At 56.3% G+C, this 16,437-nt stretch carries 20 protein-coding genes; 1 reads left to right on the plus strand and 19 read right to left on the minus strand.

Annotated elements, in window-relative coordinates; translation table 11 throughout:
* Positions 1-33 precede the first annotated feature (33 nt).
* Positions 34-1,542: an ABC transporter substrate-binding protein gene (locus JYE50_RS08300; protein ID WP_084095080.1), complete on the plus strand. Its 1,509-nt coding sequence runs from the start codon at positions 34-36 to the stop codon at positions 1,540-1,542.
* Positions 1,543-1,666: 124 nt separating this feature from the next.
* Here JYE50_RS08300 and JYE50_RS08305 read toward each other — a convergent pair whose 3' ends face one another.
* The 19 genes from JYE50_RS08305 to JYE50_RS08395 all read right to left on the minus strand — a co-directional run bounded on the left by JYE50_RS08305 (position 1,667) and on the right by JYE50_RS08395 (position 16,421).
* A complete protein-coding gene (locus JYE50_RS08305; protein WP_084095081.1) occupies positions 1,667-4,111 on the minus strand; it encodes a glycoside hydrolase family 94 protein in 2,445 nt (814 codons plus the stop codon).
* A gap of 63 nt (positions 4,112-4,174) precedes the next feature.
* Complete coding sequence (locus tag JYE50_RS08310) at positions 4,175-5,782, minus strand: ABC-F family ATP-binding cassette domain-containing protein (protein WP_084095082.1); 1,608 nt, start codon at positions 5,780-5,782, stop codon at positions 4,175-4,177.
* A gap of 68 nt (positions 5,783-5,850) precedes the next feature.
* Positions 5,851-7,218 carry a dipeptidase PepV gene (gene pepV / locus JYE50_RS08315; protein WP_084095083.1) on the minus strand — a complete coding sequence of 456 codons (1,368 nt, stop codon included), beginning with the start codon at positions 7,216-7,218 and terminating at the stop codon, positions 5,851-5,853.
* A 93-nt stretch (positions 7,219-7,311) separates the two neighbouring features.
* The gene (locus JYE50_RS08320) at positions 7,312-7,605 is read right to left on the minus strand and encodes a hypothetical protein (protein WP_084095084.1); all 294 of its coding nucleotides are present in this window, start codon (positions 7,603-7,605) and stop codon (positions 7,312-7,314) included.
* A gap of 193 nt (positions 7,606-7,798) precedes the next feature.
* Positions 7,799-9,649 carry an excinuclease ABC subunit UvrC gene (gene uvrC, locus JYE50_RS08325; protein WP_179138252.1) on the minus strand — a complete coding sequence of 617 codons (1,851 nt, stop codon included), beginning with the start codon at positions 9,647-9,649 and terminating at the stop codon, positions 7,799-7,801.
* Between the two features lie 60 nt (positions 9,650-9,709).
* Positions 9,710-10,189, minus strand: coding sequence for a hypothetical protein (locus JYE50_RS08330; RefSeq protein ID WP_084095086.1), 480 nt, complete (start codon positions 10,187-10,189; stop codon positions 9,710-9,712).
* Between the two features lie 103 nt (positions 10,190-10,292).
* The gene (gene rpmJ, locus JYE50_RS08335) at positions 10,293-10,406 is read right to left on the minus strand and encodes a 50S ribosomal protein L36 (RefSeq protein WP_025434559.1); all 114 of its coding nucleotides are present in this window, start codon (positions 10,404-10,406) and stop codon (positions 10,293-10,295) included.
* Between the two features lie 23 nt (positions 10,407-10,429).
* Complete coding sequence (gene infA / locus JYE50_RS08340) at positions 10,430-10,651, minus strand: translation initiation factor IF-1 (protein WP_084095087.1); 222 nt, start codon at positions 10,649-10,651, stop codon at positions 10,430-10,432.
* A gap of 2 nt (positions 10,652-10,653) precedes the next feature.
* Positions 10,654-10,956 (minus strand): KOW domain-containing RNA-binding protein, encoded by a 303-nt coding sequence (locus tag JYE50_RS08345; protein WP_084095088.1) that lies wholly within the window; start codon positions 10,954-10,956, stop codon positions 10,654-10,656.
* A 2-nt stretch (positions 10,957-10,958) separates the two neighbouring features.
* A complete protein-coding gene (gene map, locus JYE50_RS08350) occupies positions 10,959-11,729 on the minus strand; it encodes a type I methionyl aminopeptidase (protein WP_084095089.1) in 771 nt (256 codons plus the stop codon).
* Positions 11,726-12,355 (minus strand): adenylate kinase, encoded by a 630-nt coding sequence (locus JYE50_RS08355; protein ID WP_084095090.1) that lies wholly within the window; start codon positions 12,353-12,355, stop codon positions 11,726-11,728. Before JYE50_RS08355 ends, map begins: the two co-directional genes overlap by 4 nt.
* Positions 12,356-12,397: 42 nt before the next feature.
* Positions 12,398-13,684, minus strand: a complete 1,287-nt coding sequence (secY, locus tag JYE50_RS08360; RefSeq protein WP_084095091.1) for a preprotein translocase subunit SecY — start codon at positions 13,682-13,684, stop codon at positions 12,398-12,400.
* A 1-nt stretch (position 13,685) separates the two neighbouring features.
* Positions 13,686-14,126: a 50S ribosomal protein L15 gene (gene rplO, locus JYE50_RS08365; RefSeq protein ID WP_084095092.1), complete on the minus strand. Its 441-nt coding sequence runs from the start codon at positions 14,124-14,126 to the stop codon at positions 13,686-13,688.
* Between the two features lie 16 nt (positions 14,127-14,142).
* Entirely contained in the window at positions 14,143-14,325 is a 183-nt protein-coding gene (rpmD, locus tag JYE50_RS08370; RefSeq protein ID WP_084095093.1) for a 50S ribosomal protein L30, read from the minus strand.
* A gap of 13 nt (positions 14,326-14,338) precedes the next feature.
* A complete protein-coding gene (gene rpsE, locus JYE50_RS08375; RefSeq protein WP_084095094.1) occupies positions 14,339-14,836 on the minus strand; it encodes a 30S ribosomal protein S5 in 498 nt (165 codons plus the stop codon).
* A 17-nt stretch (positions 14,837-14,853) separates the two neighbouring features.
* Positions 14,854-15,222, minus strand: coding sequence for a 50S ribosomal protein L18 (gene rplR / locus JYE50_RS08380; protein ID WP_084095095.1), 369 nt, complete (start codon positions 15,220-15,222; stop codon positions 14,854-14,856).
* 18 nt (positions 15,223-15,240) lie between these two features.
* Positions 15,241-15,780, minus strand: a complete 540-nt coding sequence (gene rplF / locus JYE50_RS08385; RefSeq protein WP_084095096.1) for a 50S ribosomal protein L6 — start codon at positions 15,778-15,780, stop codon at positions 15,241-15,243.
* 33 nt (positions 15,781-15,813) lie between these two features.
* Entirely contained in the window at positions 15,814-16,215 is a 402-nt protein-coding gene (gene rpsH / locus JYE50_RS08390) for a 30S ribosomal protein S8 (RefSeq protein WP_084095097.1), read from the minus strand.
* A gap of 20 nt (positions 16,216-16,235) precedes the next feature.
* On the minus strand, positions 16,236-16,421 hold the full coding sequence (locus JYE50_RS08395; RefSeq protein ID WP_084095098.1) for a type Z 30S ribosomal protein S14: 186 nt from the start codon (positions 16,419-16,421) through the stop codon (positions 16,236-16,238).
* Positions 16,422-16,437 lie beyond the last annotated feature (16 nt).

The following is a 16,437-nucleotide window of genomic DNA, read 5'->3' on the forward strand; positions in this document are numbered from 1 at the left end:
ACCGGACAGGTGCTGAAAATAAGGAGGATAACCATGAAAAAGTTCCTGTCTCTCATTCTGACCCTGGCACTGGTCCTCTCCGTGTGCAGCTTCGCCGCGGCTGATGATCTGCCCACCATCACCATCATGTTCCATGGTTCCAACGTAACCGATGACAGCGCTGTGCTGGAAAAAGTCAACGAATACATCGCTGACAAAGTCGGCGCGAAACTGGAAGTCATCTGGGGCACCTGGGGCGACTTCGACGAGAAAGCCGTCAATGCCCTGACCTCCGGCGACAAGGATGTGGACATCGTCTTCACCTGTTCCTGGAGCTCTGACGAGTACAACAGCTATGCCAAGAAGGGTTACTTCCTCAAGCTGGATGACCTGATCGAAAAGTACGGTGCCGACCTGAAAGCCGCCATCCCGGAAAGCCTGATGCAGGCCGCCACCATCGAAGGCGCTGAAGGCAAGGGCATCTACGCCGTCAACGGTTTCAAAGACACCGCTACCCAGAACACCTGGGACGTGAACGTCACCCTGCTGACCGAACTGGGTTACACCGTGGACGATCTGATGGCCAAGGGATTCTTCGGCTGGGACGAGATCTTCGCCAAGGCCAAGGAAGTCAAGGGCGACAGCTTCTACCCCTTCCTCGTGGAGCCCATGGTTGCCGAGCGTATGGTCACCAACTCCATCATCGTTGCCGGTGACGCCGGTTCCACCAACCTCCTCTCCCTGTACCTGAATCCTGAAGATGTTTCCGCTGATGGCGTCTATGGAAACAAACTCGTTAACAAGTTCGCCACTCCCGAATACAAAGCTTTCGTGGATCAGATGCACAAGTACTACGAAGCCGGCTACATTGATCCCGCCCTGTCCGTGGGTGAAACCTCCAATGACTGCCGCACCAACCACCAGAAGGACGCTTCTTACCTGATCGGAACCCAGTCCTACGCTTTCGGTTATGAATATTCTGCCGAGGTGCTGGCTCGCGGCGCCGAGATCAAATTCGTGCCCTGCACCGATCCCTATGTGGACACCACCGCTTCCCAGGGTGCCATGATGGCTATCAACTCCGCTTCCGAGCATCCGGAAGAAGCCTTCAAGTTCCTGGCTCTGCTGAACAGCGACCCGACCCTCATGACCCTGATGAACTACGGCGTGGAAGGCATCCACTACACCCTTAACGATGAAGGCCTGGTCGTCTTCAACGCGGATGCCCGTGCCACCTACAGCCCCTGGACCAACGGCGTCGGCAACGTCACCATCCTGCCCGATACCGCTGATGAAGGCAAGGGATTCCGGAAGTCCTTCCAGGAATACTACGCCGGTGCGAAGGGCATTCCTTCCCTGGGCTTCGTGTTCGACAACACCCCCGTTGAAAATGAAATGGCTGCTCTGGGCAACGTTGCCGCCCAGTATGCCCTCGCCCTGGACTGCGGCGCGGTTGATCCTGACTCCGAACTGCCTGCCTTCCTGAGCGCTCTGGACGCTGCCGGCATGGAAGCTTACCTGAACGAAGCCAATGCCCAGCTGGACGCCTACATGGCTAAATAAACTATCAGGGACAACACCTACTCCTTTTTTCGGGACCGCCGTACTCCGGCGGTTCCGTTTTGTGTGCGGCAAAAAAAGTCCCCCTGTTCCTTACCGGAACAGGGGGACTTGATTCATATTCAGATTATCCGAGGACAACCTCAACCTTGTGGGTCTTTCCGTCGCCGAAGGCAGGCAGCACATTGCCGCTGATTTCCTTTCCGTCAACGGTAACCTGCTTCACGCCGCGGCAGACATGGGAGGGATTCTTAATCTCGATGTCATACATAGCTCCGCGGAAGCGGCGGCTCACCTTGTAGCCGTCCCAGGTGTGGGGCACGCAGGGATCGATCTTCAGGCCGTCCCAGTCGGGCTTCACGCCCAGGATGTAATTGCTGATTACGTAGAAGTTCCAGGCCGCGGTACCGGTCAGCCAGCTGTTCTTGGCCTGTCCGAAGTTCTTCGCGTCCTTGCCGGCGATCATCTGGCTGTAAACATAGGGCTCCAGCTTGTGCAGGTCGGAAATCTCCTCGCGCCAGGCGGGAGCGATCCGGCTGTACAGGTCGAAGGCCCGGTCGCCGTGGCCCACCACGGTTTCCGCCGCGATGATCCAGGGATTGTTGTGGCAGAAGATACCGGCATTTTCCTTGTATCCCGGCGGGTAGGAGCTCACTTCACCCAGCTCCAGGTGATACTCCTTGTAAGCCGGCTGCAGCAGCACGATACCGTGCTCGGTTTCCAGGATGTTATGGACGCTCTCCAGCGCCTTCTCAGCCATGCCGTTTTTCACGCCGACGCCGGCCATCACGCAGTAGCCCTGGGATTCAATGAAGATCTTGCCGTCCTCACATTCCTTGCTGCCGACCTTGTTGCCCATGGCATCATAGGCGCGCACGAACCATTCGCCGTCCCAGCCGTCCTTTTCAATGGCGGCGGTCATGGCGTCGATATCCTTCTGGTAGGCATCCGCCTTGTCGTTGTTGCCCCTGCGGCGTTCGATCGCCACCAGTTCCGGTCCGATGGACACAAACATGCCGGCGATCAGCACGGATTCCGCAACCCGCTCATCCGGCGCGTTGGGATTGGAGAAGGTCTGGAAGCTTTCATCCGGCGTATCGGAATAGCAGTTCAGGTTCAGGCAGTCGTTCCAGTCGGCGCGGCCGATCAGCGGCAGGCCGTGCGGTCCGCGGTTGTTCACCACGTGCATGAAGCTGGCTTCCAGGTGCTCCAGCAGCGTGCCGCAGTCATCCGGATTGCAGTCATAGGGCGTGGCGGCATCCAGGATGCCGAAATCGCCTGTTTCCTTGATATAGGCAGCCGTACCGGCGATCAGCCACAGCGGGTCATCGTTGAAGCCGCCGCCGATGTCGTTGTTGCCCTTCTTGGTCAGGGGCTGATACTGATGGTAGCAGCCGCCGTCGCGGAACTGGGTCGCGGCGATATCCAGAATACGTTCCCTGGCCCGTTCCGGAATCTGGTGCACAAAGCCCAGCAGGTCCTGGCTGGAATCACGGAAGCCCATACCCCGGCCGATACCGCTCTCAAACATGGAGGTGGACCGGCTCATGTTGAAGGTTACCATGCACTGATAAGGATTCCAGATGTTGACCATCCGGTTCAGCTTTTCTTCGGAAGAGGTCAGTGTGTAGGCGCTCAGCAGGTTATCCCAGTGAGCCTTCAGCTGGGCAAAGGCCTTATCCACCTGTTCATCGGAGGACAGGGCGGCCAGCATGGCCTTTGCGGGCTTCTTGTTGATAACGCCCTTCTTTTCCCACTTTTCCTCAACGGGCAGCTCCACATAACCCAGAACAAAGTTGAATTTCTTTTCTTCACCCTTTTCCAGGTGTACCTTGATCTGGTGAGCCGCCATGGGCTGCCAGCCGGAGGCGACAGAATTGCCCATCTTTCCGGTCATAACCGCCTGGGGGTTTTCAAAACCGTTATACATGCCCAGGAAGGTTTCCATATCGGTGTCGAAACCGTCCACGGGCGTATTGACAGCATAGAAGGAATAATGATTCCGGCGTTCGCGGTATTCAGTCTTGTGATAGACAACACCGTCTTCCACTTCCACCTCACCGGTGGAGAAGTTGCGCTGGAAGTTCAGCATGTCGTCCTGCGCGTTCCACAGGCAGAACTCCACGAAGCTGGTCAGGATGACGTCCTTGGCGGTATCCCCTTCGTTGGTCAGGGTCACCTGGTGCACTTCTGCGTCATAGCCCATGGGCACAAAGCTCTTCTGGGAGGCTTTCAGGCCGTTCTTTTTGCCGGTGATGATCGTATAGCCCATGCCGTGGCGGCAGGAATACTCATCCAGCTCTGTTTTCACAGGCTTCCATCCGGGGTTCCAGACAGTGCCGTTGTCATTGATGTAGAAATACCGGCCGCCGTTGTCGATCGGCATATTGTTGTAACGGTAACGGGTGATCCGGCGCAGTCTTGCGTCACGGTAGAAGCAGTAGCCGCCGGCTGTATTGCTGATAATGCCGAAGAATTTCTCGCATCCGAGATAGTTGATCCAGGGATACGGAGTCCGCGGCGTATCAATGACATACTCCCGCGCCTTGTCGTCAAAATGACCGTATTTCATGGAATCCTTTCCTCCTGTGGTGATTTGTCCGTCAAAAAACATTCATTTGACAGTATATCACAGTTACTTCCCCTGTGCAAACGTTTCCTTCATCTTCTCCAGATACTCTTCATAGTTGCACAGATAGTCCGCAATGGTGCCGTCCGGCTTGATTTCAATGATCCGGTCAGCAATCGTGGAAATAAACTGGTGATCCTGGCTTGTAAAAATCACATTGCCCGGGAAATTGATCAGGCCGTTGTTCACAGCTGTGATGGATTCCAGGTCCAGGTGGTTGGTGGGCTGGTCCAGCATCAGGAAATTCGCTCCGGAAAGCATCATCCGGCTCAGCATGCAGCGCACTTTCTCGCCGCCGGAGAGTACGCTCACAGGCTTGTACACATCATCGCCGCTGAAGAGCATCCGGCCCAGGAAGCCGCGCATGTAGGTTTCCAGCTGTTCCGGGGAATACTGAGCAAACCACTGCATCATGTTCAGGTCGCAGCCGTCAAAGAACTTGCTGTTGTCCTTGGGGAAATAACTGGTGGAAATCGTTACGCCCCACTTCACCGTACCGCTGTCCGGCTGGATTTCCTCCGCCAGGATCTTAAACAGCGCTGTCTGGGCCTGCTCATTGCCCACCAGGGCGATCTTCTGGCCCTTGGTCACCAGGAAGGAAACATCCTTCAGCAGCTGCACGCCGTCCTGTGTGTAGTTCAGGTTCGTCACCTGCAGGATGTCCTTGCCCGCCTCACGGTCCGGGGTAAAGGCGACCCAGGGGTAGCGGCGGCTGGAAGCCGGCATCTGTTCAATGGTCAGCTGATCCAGCAGCTTGCGGCGGCTGGTGGCCTGCTTGGCCTTGGACTTGTTGGAGGAGAACCGCTGGATAAAGGCCTGCAGTTCGCGGATTTTATCCTCGCGGCGCTTCTTCTGGTCGTTCATCAGGGCCTGCATGATCTTGCTGGATTCATACCAGAAGTCATAGTTGCCGACATACAGTTTCACCTGGTTGTAGTCGATATCCACGATGTGGGTACACACGTTGTTCAGGAACCACCGGTCATGGCTGACCACGATCAGGGTGCCCGGGAAATCCATCAGGAAGTCCTCCAGCCAGGCCACGGAGCGGTTATCCAGGTTGTTGGTCGGTTCGTCCAGCAGCAGGATATCCGGATTGCCGAAAAGCGCCTGGGCAAGCAGCACCTTGAATTTGTCGCCGGCCTGGAGCTCGGACATGAGCATCGTATGCTCTTCCGCGGGAATACCAAGGCCTGTCAGCAGCGTGGCCGCGTCGCTTTCAGCGTTCCAGCCGTCCATTTCAGCGAACTCGCCTTCCAGCTCCGCCGCCTTCTCGCCGTCCGCTTCGCTGAAGTCGGGCTTGGCATACAGCGCATCCTTTTCCTTCATGATGTCATACAGGCGCTGATTGCCCATGATGACCGTATCCAGAACCGGATAGGCATCATACATGAACTGGTCCTGTTTCAGGGTGCTCATGCGCTCCGTGGGCGGAACAGTCACGGAACCGGTCGTGGGTTCCAGCTCACCGCTCAGGATCTTCAGAAAGGTGGATTTACCGGCACCGTTCGCGCCGATAATGCCGTAGCAGTTGCCCGGCAGGAATTTCAGGTCCGCGCCGGAAAACAGCTTCTGCCCGCCGAATGTCAGTGATACGTTGCTTACTGTAATCATGTTATCCTTCTCCTGTATGCTCTCGTCGAATCAGTAACTATAATTGTTCATTGTTAATTGTTCATTGTTCATTCGGCTGCAAGCCGGATCAGTGCATTTGCGTATATTTTCATCGCCAGCATAAGCCGGTCGATTTCCTCATACTCGTCCGCCTGATGCGCCAGGTCTTCCTCATCGGGGAAGAGCGCCCCGAAGGCCACACCCTGTTTCAGCACCTTGGCATAGGTTCCGCCGCCGGTGGACATGGGTTTCCCTTCCAGGCCTGTTTCCTCTTCATAGGCAGCCAGCAGGCTGCTCACCAGCTCGCTCTCCGCCGGCACATGATGCGGCGGCTTCTGGGTTCCGATGTAAACCTCGAATCCCTGCAGATTGCCGATTGCCGACTCCTTCAGCTTTTCCTGGTCCGCGGTCACCGGGCAGCGCATATCCAGGGTACAGAACCATTTGCCGTTCTCCAGCTTCAGGATGCCCATATTGCAGGTCAGTTCCTCTGAGATCTCATCCCTGCAGGCGCAGCCCAGGCTCCGTCCGTCATGTTCCATTCCGACCTTATCCGCCAGGGTTGCAATCGGTCCGTCCGCTCCCAGTTCCTTCAGCAGCAGGAGCATCATGCCGATAGCGTTCCGTTTGCCTTCCGGATAAGCGCTGTGTCCGGGAATGCCGACAGCCTTCAGCCACACACCCTTGTCCGTTACTTCAGCCGTATAAGGCAGCCCCGTCTTTTCCGCGTATGCCCGAACCTGTGCGGCGGTATCCTCATTCCCCTCCACCAGGGCCCGGCATTCGCCCGGGATCACGTTGACCCTGTCTCCGGTGGACAGTTCCAGGATCTTCAGGCCGCTCTGGGAAACGGGGGCAAACACTGCCAGGACCAGCATTCCCTTTTCCGTGTTGATCAGCGGGAAACTGGCGTCCGGGCTGAAACCGACATCCGGAATCTGCTCATGAGCGCCGTAGTAGGCCATATCCTGCCATTCACTTTCCTCATCGCAGCCAAGGATCAGCCGGATGCTCTTTTTCAGCGGAATACCGGCCTCTTTGATTGCCTTCATGGCAAAGAGAGATGCCAGGGCTGGGCCTTTATCATCGTTGGTGCCCCGTCCATACATCCGGCCGTTCTCGATCAGTCCCTCAAAAGGCGGCTTTGTCCATCCGTCTCCCACCGGAACCACATCCAGGTGACCCAGTACCGCGATCTTTTCTTCCGCGTCTCCCAGGGTCACGTCACAGGCGTATCCGTCAAAATCCCGCACCGGAAATCCCAGTGAACGGGCATCTTCCATTGCTGTGTCCAGCATCTTCCGGACATCCCGGCCGAAAGGCGCTCCGTCTTCCGCGTCGCTTCTCACGGAAGGGACACGGATCCAGCGCTGCAGCATTTCCGTGTAGGCATCCCGATAGCTGTCTATCAGCTCATAAACTTTCTTTTCCATCATTTCTCCCTGCTTCCTGTTCTCCGTCCGCAGTCTCTGCTATGCTCAGATGTTAACCAATAATTCTGAATTATGAATTCTGAATTCTGAATTGAACTAGAAGGCATTCCTCGGATCCCTGCTCTTTTTCTTCGGGGCGTCCGGATCAATGTACTCAATTTCCAGCCGTTCAAAAGGAACCGTTTCAAAGAAAGCATCCGGCATAAAGCGGGTCATTCCGAATTCTTCCCATTCCCGCTCGTTTTTGTCCAGCCAGATGGGTTCCGGCAGGTCCAGTTCATGGCACGCGTCGTGAAGAGCCGCATGAGCGTCCGCCCGGGTGCAGGCCACCGTTGTCTGCAGGTCTGTCCTGTGGTGCCGGATTGTCTTCACCCAAAGCGCGGTAGCCATGAAAAGAACCCCCTCGAAAACCAATTCATAATTCATAATGATATTGTGTATGCCCGGTTCACCTGACAATTCCCTCTTGATCGGTCTGTCACAGAACCATCCGGGCATCCGTTGACCATTCATAATTATGAATTATGAATTATGAATATATCAACAAATTATTATCTCATGGATTCAGGCCCTATGGCAACCTTTATTTTTCCGCCCAGGCCCGAACCGCTTCCGCTGCTGCGCGGTTCATGCCGGGAACGGCAGCCAGGGCATCCGGATCCGCTTCACGGATAGCCTTCAGGCTGCCAAAAGCCTTCAGCAGCGCCTTCCGCCTTGCCGGTCCGACACCGGGGATATCTTCCAGCTGTGAATGAATGGAAGCCTTGCCCCGCAGCGTCCGGTGATGGATAATGCCGAAGCGGTGAGCTTCATTTCTGACCCGCTGCACCAGCTGGAGTTCCGGGGTGTGGTGATCCAGCAGAATCGGTTCCTCCGCGTCCGGCAGCCAGATCTCTTCCAGCCTTTCCGCCAGGCCGAACATGGCCGGAGGTTCTATTCCCAGGTCCAGGATTGCCTGCCTGGCAAAGCGCAGCTGCTGGGGGCCGCCGTCGATCAGGATCAGGTCCGGCAGGTCCGTAAACTTCCCTTTCTCCGTACCTTCTTCTTTTTCACGTGCAGCGTGCGCGTAACGCCTGCTCAGGGTTTCATACAGGGAGGCAAAGTCATTTGCTCCCTCCACTGTTTTGATCCGGAAATGGCGGTATTCCTTCCGTGCCGGTTCACCGTCAATGAACACAACCATCGCCGCCACGCTCTGGACACCCTGGGTATTGGATATATCATAGCCTTCTATCCGCCGGGGATACCGGTCCATGCCGATGATCTGTCCCAGCTTCTTTGCCGCTTCCACTGTGCGTTCTTCGTGAATGGTGCGCCTTGCATTCCGCTTCAGCAGGGCATCTTTCGCGTTTTTCGCAGCCAGCAGCACCAGTTCGTGCTTTTCTCCCCGCCGGGGTGTTGCCACGGTCACCGCGGAACCCTTCTTTTCCCGCAGCCAGGCTTCCAGCTGTTCAACGGCACCCTCCGGCAGCGTCTCGCAGAGCACGTTCCGGGGGATCAGTCCGGCCTGTTCATAATACTGGGTCATAAAGGAGGCGATGATCTCTCCGGGTTCCTCGCCGCCTTCCCGCGGCAGGGCAAAGTGATCCCCGCCTACCATCCGGCCGCCCCGGACGTACAGGATCTGGATCATGGCGTCCAGTCCGTCCTGCGCCAGGGCGATCAGGTCCTGCTCGCTCCGGTCTGTCCGCAGGGCGATCTGCCGCTCCATGAGGCCTTCCACGTCACGTATCTTATCCCTTATGGCCGCCGCCTTTTCATACCGCATGGCCGCGGCCGCGTCCTGCATATCCTTCTTCAGTTTTTTCAGGACACCCTCATAATCCCCGCCCAGGAAACTCAGGACTCCCTCCATCATCTCCCGGTATGTTTCTTCCGTACACTTTCCCGCGCATGGGGCAAGGCACCGGCCGATATCATAGTTCATGCAGGGGCGTTTCAGGGTTTTAGGCGGCAGCGTCTGTGTGCAGGAGCGGATCGGAAACACGTCGCGGACGGCTTCAATCACCTGCCGGACGGCATTGGCACCGATATACGGTCCGAAATACCGGGCGCCGTCCTTCTCCATTTTCCGGCACAGCTCCAGCCGGGGGAACGGCTGCCGCATATCGACCTTCAGGTAAGGATAGTGTTTGTCATCCTTCAGCAGGATGTTGTAATAGGGTTTATGAAGCTTGATCAGGTTGCATTCCAGGATCAGCGCTTCCAGGTTGGTTTCACACAGCAGGATGTCAAAATCATCGATATGGGCGATCATTGCCGCCACCTTGGGTGTATGGGCTGTATCGCGGAAATAGCTCCTCACCCTGTTTTTCAGGTTGACCGCCTTGCCCACGTAGATAATCTCGCCTGCCGCGTTCTTCATCAGGTAACATCCGGGAGAGTCCGGTAGCATCCGGATCTTCTCTTCCAGCTTTTCACTCCATCGGATCACTGCCGTCTCCCCCTTTCTTTCAGGCATAAAAAGAAGCGGGACCCCCGCTTCTGTTGTTTTTTATTCCAGGTTGCTGATTGCAGCCTGCATGTCTGCCAGGTTTGTGGACAGGCTGGTCACATACTGGCCTGTTTCCATACCGGTTGTCAGGATACCCATATATTCTTCCACCGTGCTGAGCAGCGATGCCAGGCGTGAGTCATCCACAAGGAATCCGTTTCCGCTGTTGGCGCTCAGATTGTTGACAACGCGCATCGCGTGAATATTGCTTCTGACACTCGCAAGGATCTCAGCCGAATCGGCCCCGGCGGTCCTGCTCAGTGTCTGCGTGTTGTTATATGCTTCCTGGCATTCCCTCCGGAGCTGCATGATATACTGCGTGCGGATATTTCCCTTATCCTTGATCATCGGCAAGCTGATGATCAGCAGGGCAATCAGCGCAACACTCAATAACAGGATGACAATGTTTTTGATCCTGTTCCGGTTAACCTGCGAAAGAGGCACGGCGCCTTCCCCTACCTGGGAATATCGTCTGTACATGGCACTCCCTCCTTTTCCAGGATAATTGTAACATAATCATTCCAAGCCGTAAAGGCGAACAAAAAAACCCGTTCCGGACGTACCGGACACGGGTTTCGGTTGCTCAGCCCTGCTTCTGCTTATGCTTGGGATTTTCGCAGATAACCATCACGCGGCCTTTGCGCTTGATGATCTTGCACTTTTCGCAGATCGGCTTTACAGACGGACGAACTTTCATCGTTGTACCCTCCTCTTTCAGGATCAGTTCTTGCTGCGCCAGGTGATCCGGCCTCTGGTCAGATCATAGGGCGATAATTCAATCGTTACCTTGTCACCGGGGTAGATCCGGATGAAATTCATCCTCATCTTTCCGGAGATATGCGCCAGGATCTGGTGGCCGTTCTGAAGCTCCACCTGGAACATGGCGTTGGGCAAAGCTTCAATAACCTTGCCTTCCATTTCGATTACGTCGCTCTTGGACAAACTCAGTCCCCCTCTCGCAGCGAGCGTTTCTCGGCAAAACCGTTTACTTCCAGCGCCCTTCTCAGGTCACTGTCCTGCAGCGCTCCGCCTTCCGGCCGCAAAGCCTTCAGGTCCAGCAGCACCGGTTTTGCGCGCAGATGTTTCGTCTTTTTCTTCTTCGGGTTTCCCAGCTTGTGGTGGAGTCCGTCGGCGATCATGACGATGCCTTCGGCCGCGTTCTCCAGGATCAGGAAGCAGTGTCCCTTATCCCTTCCCTGCGCGCTTTCCACTACCCTGCCGGGTTCAAAGCTGAAAGGTTCCTTCATCCTTATTCCTCCCAGGTAAAGCCGGGAAGGGTCAGGATTTCCGGAAGCCCTTCTTCCGTGATGGCAATGGTGTGCTCGTAATGTGACGTCAAACTGTGATCAGCGGTGCGTGCGCACCAGCCGTCATCATCGATCGTCAGCCGCCAGTTGCCTGCGGCAATCATGGGTTCGACCGCAATGACCATGCCCTTGCGAAGTCTCATTCCATGACCGGGTTCACCAAAGTTGTATACGGCGGGATCTTCATGCATCTCCCTGCCGATACCGTGTCCGGTAAATTCCCGGATCGGTGTGAACCCGTTTGCTTCGGCATGGGCCTGGACCGCGTGGCCCACATCACCCAGCCGGTTGCCGGCAATGCACTGCCTGGCCGCTTTCCAGAAGCATTCCTCGGTTACCCGGATCAGCTTCTCCGCTTCCGCGCTGATCGTTCCGACACCCGCTGTAAAAGCGGAGTCTGCCTGCCAGCCGTCCAGCAGCAGTGTGCAGTCAACTGAAATGATGTCTCCATCTTTCAGTACCCTGCGGTCACTGGGAATACCGTGCACAACCTCATCATTGATACTCGCGCAGATGCTGCAGGGATATCCTTCGTAATGAAGGGAGGAAGGGATCGCGTGGTTTTTCCGGATCAGCCTTTCGGCCAGGATATCCAGCTCCGCGGTTGTCACGCCCGGCTTGATTGCCAGGCGGACTTCATCCTCCACCTCACGAAGGATTTTCCCTGCTTCGCGCATCTTTGCGATCTGATTCGGATTCTTCAGGCTGATCATGCCTTTGCTCCTAAAGCGTTCATGATCGCTGTAAAGATACCATCAATGCCCTGATCTCCGGGGATCGTTTTGAGCAGGCCCTTCTGTCCGTAATAATTGATCAGCGGGGCTGTCTGGGCATGATACACTTCCAGGCGGCTCAGTACGGTCTCGGCCTTATCGTCGTTCCGCTGGATCAGTTCCTCACCGCATTTGTCGCAGGTGGTTTTACCGTTCAGCATGCTGACGTGATAGGTAGCGCCGCACTTCAGGCACACCCGGCGTCCGCTCAGCCGGTCTACCAGCACCTGGTCATCAACCGCCAGCTCAATAACGCTGTCGATGGTAGCGAAGGTGCTCAGGGCTTCCGCCTGGGGAACGGTACGCGGGAAGCCGTCCAGGATATAACCGTCTTTGCAGTCATCCATGGCAAGGCGTTCCTTGACGATGTCAATGATAACTTCGTCCGGAACCAGTTTGCCGGCGTCGATAAAACTCTTCGCCTTGATACCGGTTTCTGTACCTTCCTTGATCGCCCGCCGGAGAATATCACCGGTGGAGATCTGCGGAATCTTCAGCGCGTCGCAGATGCGCTGCGCCTGTGTGCCCTTACCGGCCCCTGGAGGCCCTAAGAAGATAATGTTCATATCATTACTCCATTCATTGGGTTTATGGAACTGCCGGAGCAATTACATAAATCCATCCATATCCATGTCGATGCCGCGGACGCTCATCTCGCCCTGGATAGTCCGGACGGTTTCGAGAGCGACGCTCACAGCGATCAGGATGGAGCTGGCAGCAAAGGGGATATTCGTCACGCCGGCCCACTTCATCAGAAGCGTGGGGATAGCGGCCAGAATAGCCAGGAAGAAAGCCGCAAACAGGTTCAGGCGGTTCATGATGTTCTGCAGATACTGCCGGATGTTCTTGCCCCGCTGTCCGGGGATAACAGCACCCTGCTGCTGCAGCTGTTCAGCCTGCTGTTTGGGATCGAAGCTGATGGAAGAATAGAAGAAGGTGAAAGCAATGATGAGCAGGGAGGACAGGATCAGGTAAACATAGCTGATTCCGTTGTTATTGCTCAGGTTCTGTTCACACCACTTGGCAAAGCCGCTGTTCTTGTCAATCAGCTGGGCAATCGTTCCCGGGAATGCCAGGAAGGAGTAAGCAAAGATCAGGGGAAGAACGCCGACGGAGACCACTTTCAGGCCCATGTGGGTGTTCTGTCCGCCGTAAACGCGGCGGCCCTTCACCTGCTTGGCGATCTGCAGGGGAATCCTGCGCTCGCCCAGTTCAACAAAGGTTACGACGACAGTCATCAGGATGCAGGTGGCAAGCACCACAACCAGATTGATCCATGCGGAAGTCAGTCCGGTGGTGGAAGCGGTACGGAAGTTCTTCACAATACCGTTGAAGATATTGGAGATGATACCGGCAAAGATCAGAAGGCTGATGCCGTTTCCGATTCCCTTTTCGGTAATCCGCTCACCGATCCACATCGCCAGGGCGGTACCACCGGCCATGCTGACGCCGACCAGTACGTAGTTCAGCCAGCCAGCCTTGATGAAGCCAAGGCTGCGGACCAGACCGATCGCCTGCAGTGCAGCCAGGCCGATCGTCACATACCGGGTGATCCGGTTGATCTTCTGGCGGCCGTCTTCTTCCTTGCTCAGCCGCTCGAGGGCGGGAATGGCAATGGTCAGCAGCTGCATAATAATGCTGGCGTTGATGTAGGGCGTGATACCCATAGCCATCAGGGTCATCTGTTCAAAATTGTTACCGGTCATCATGTTGACCAGCTCCAGCAGCGGCAGGGTGGAGGCATTCTGCTTCATAGCTTCCATAACCTTCACTGCATCCACACCGGGTGCTGGAATGACACCGACAAGACGGAAAAGCACGAGCATAAAGAAGGTGTAGAGGATCTTCTTGCGGAGTTCCCCGATCTTCCACATTTTACGGATGCTTTCGATCATGTCAAATCACCTCGGCCTTTCCGCCGACGGCTTCGATTTTTTCCTTGGCGGTAGCGGAGAACTTCGCCGCCTTCACGGTCAGCTTCTTGGTCAGCTCACCGACACCGAGGATTTTCACGCCGCCCAGCTCCTTGCGGATAATCTTCTTCTCCAGCAGCGCAGCAGCGTCAACCACAGCACCGTCTTCGAAGACTTCCAGGCGTTCCACGTTCACAGTAGCGTAATCGGTGCCGAACACGTTGGTAAATCCGCGCTTAGGCACACGGCGGTACAGAGGCATCTGGCCGCCTTCAAATCCGGGCCGTTTGCCGCCGCCGCTGCGGGCTTTGGCACCCTTGTGACCTTTACCGGAGGTCTTGCCCAGGCCGGAACCGGCACCGCGGCCCAGCCGCTTCTGAGCGGAAGTGGACCCTTCGGCAGGATGCATTTCATGCAGTTTCATTGGGGTTCAACCTCCTTTATTCGTCAACTTCCTCAACCTTCACCATGTGCTTCACGGCGAAGATCTGGCCCCGGATAGCGGGGTTGTCAGGCTGGGTAACCGTCTGGCCGACCTTACGCAGGCCCAGTGCGGCAACAGTAGCCTTATGCTTGGGCAGGCTGGCGATAGGAGACTTCACCAGGGTAATCTTCAGTTTCATCTCTTCTGCCTCCTTATCCCAGGATCTCTTCCACGGTCTTGCCGCGCATCTTGGCAACCTGCTCGGCGCTGCGCACCTGCTTCAGGGCTTCGATGGTAGCTTTAACCATGTTGATCGGGTTGTTGGTTCCGAAACTCTTGGTCCGGATATCCTTGATGCCGGCCATTTCAAGCACGGCACGGGCAGCACCGCCCGCGATCACGCCGGTTCCTTCCGGAGCGGGGATCAGAACGGACTTGGCTGTGGAATAGTATCCGGTCATTTCGTGGGGAATGGTTGTGCCGTCCAGCGGCACGTTCACCAGGTGCTTTTTAGCGTCTTCATTGGCCTTGCGGATAGCTTCCGGAACTTCGGCAGCTTTGCCCATACCGGCACCGACGCGGCCGTTTTCATCGCCGACGACGACCAGGGCGCTGAACCGCATGTTGCGGCCGCCCTTAACAGTCTTGCTGACGCGATTGACTACTACCAGGCGCTCTTTGAATTCGCTGACCTGTTCTGTGCGTTGCATTTGCGTCGTCCTCCTTATCAGAATTCAAGTCCGGCTTCCCGGGCGCCTTCAGCCACAGAGGCCACGCGTCCGGTGTACATATACCCTCCGCGGTCAAAAACCACGGTCTTGATGCCGGCTTCGACGGCGCGCTCCGCAATGAGCTTGCCCACCAGCTTGGCGGCACCCTTCTTGTCCACTTCCTCCAGCTGACCCTTCAGGGCCGGATCCATCGTGCTGGCGCTCACCAGGGTTACGCCCTTGGTGTCGTCAATGATCTGAGCCTGAATGTGCTTGTTGGAGCGATATACGGAAAGACGAGGGGCTTCGGGTGTGCCGCTGATCTTTTTCCGTACCCGTGCGTGACGAATCACGCGAATCTCGTTCCGGTCACGTTTTTTAAACATCTGCAGTCACTCCCTCTCTTACTTACCGGTCTTGCCTTCCTTACGGCGGATGTGCTCATTCTGGTACTTAATGCCCTTGCCCAGGTAGGGTTCGGGTTTCCGGATAGCACGGATATCTGCCGCGAGGTTGCCGACCTGCTGTTTGTTGCTTCCCTTAACCACGATGGTGGTCTGGTTGGGGGTCTCGTAGGTGATGCCTTCGGGCGCCTCGAGAACCACCGGATGGCTGAAACCGATGTTAATGGTCAGGGTCTTGCCTTCCGCGCTGGCGCGGTAGCCGGTACCGACCATTTCCAGGGTCTTGGTGAAGCCGTCGGTCACGCCAACGACCATGTTGTTTACCAGCGCCCGGTACAGGCCATGCATGGCCTTGTGGGGCTTGGAATCGGTGGGGCGTTCAAGCGTCAGGACGTTGCCTTCCTGCTTGAGTTTGATGTCCGGGTTAACCTGCTGGGTCAGGGTGCCCTTGGGGCCCTTAACCGTCACGAAGTTATTCTCGTCCACCGTCACCGTCACGCCCGCGGGTACTGTGATCGGAAGTTTTCCGATTCGAGACATTTTGTCATTCCTCCTTACTTCACGAGCGTGTTATTACCAGATGTACGCCAGCACTTCGCCGCCGATGGCAGCTTTCCGTGCTTCCTTGTCGGTCATCAGTCCCTTGCTGGTGCTGATGATGGCGATGCCCAGGCCGCCGAGAACCTTCGGCAGCTCTTCGCTGCGGGCATAAACCCGCAGACCGGGCTTGGAGATGCGCTTCAGACCCGCGATAACAGGGGTCTGCTTGCCGTTCATATATTTCAGGGTGATTTTGATTTCGCCCTGGAGTCCGTCATCAATAAAGTCAACCGCCTTGATGTAACCTTCGTTCAGAAGGATCTTCGCGATCGCCTTCTTCGTATTGCTGGCGGGCATGGTCACGGCGTCGTGCCGGGCCACCTGTCCGTTGCGGATGCGGGTGAGCATATCGGCGATGGGATCATTAACTACCATTTCCTGTCTCCTCCTTTCGCTTACCAGCTGGCCTTGCGGACACCGGGAATCTGTCCCTTATAAGCCAGTTCCCGGAAGCAGATGCGGCATACGCCGTACTTGCGCAGCACACTGTGGGGTCTTCCGCAGATGCGGCAACGGGTATAGGCGCGGGTTGAGAATTTGGCCGGCCTCTGCTGCTTGAGTTTCATGCTCAGTTTTGCCATTTTTCTGTCCTCCTCC

It is taken from the genome of Aristaeella lactis (assembly GCF_018118585.1).
Classification (GTDB): domain Bacteria; phylum Bacillota; class Clostridia; order Christensenellales; family Aristaeellaceae; genus Aristaeella; species Aristaeella lactis.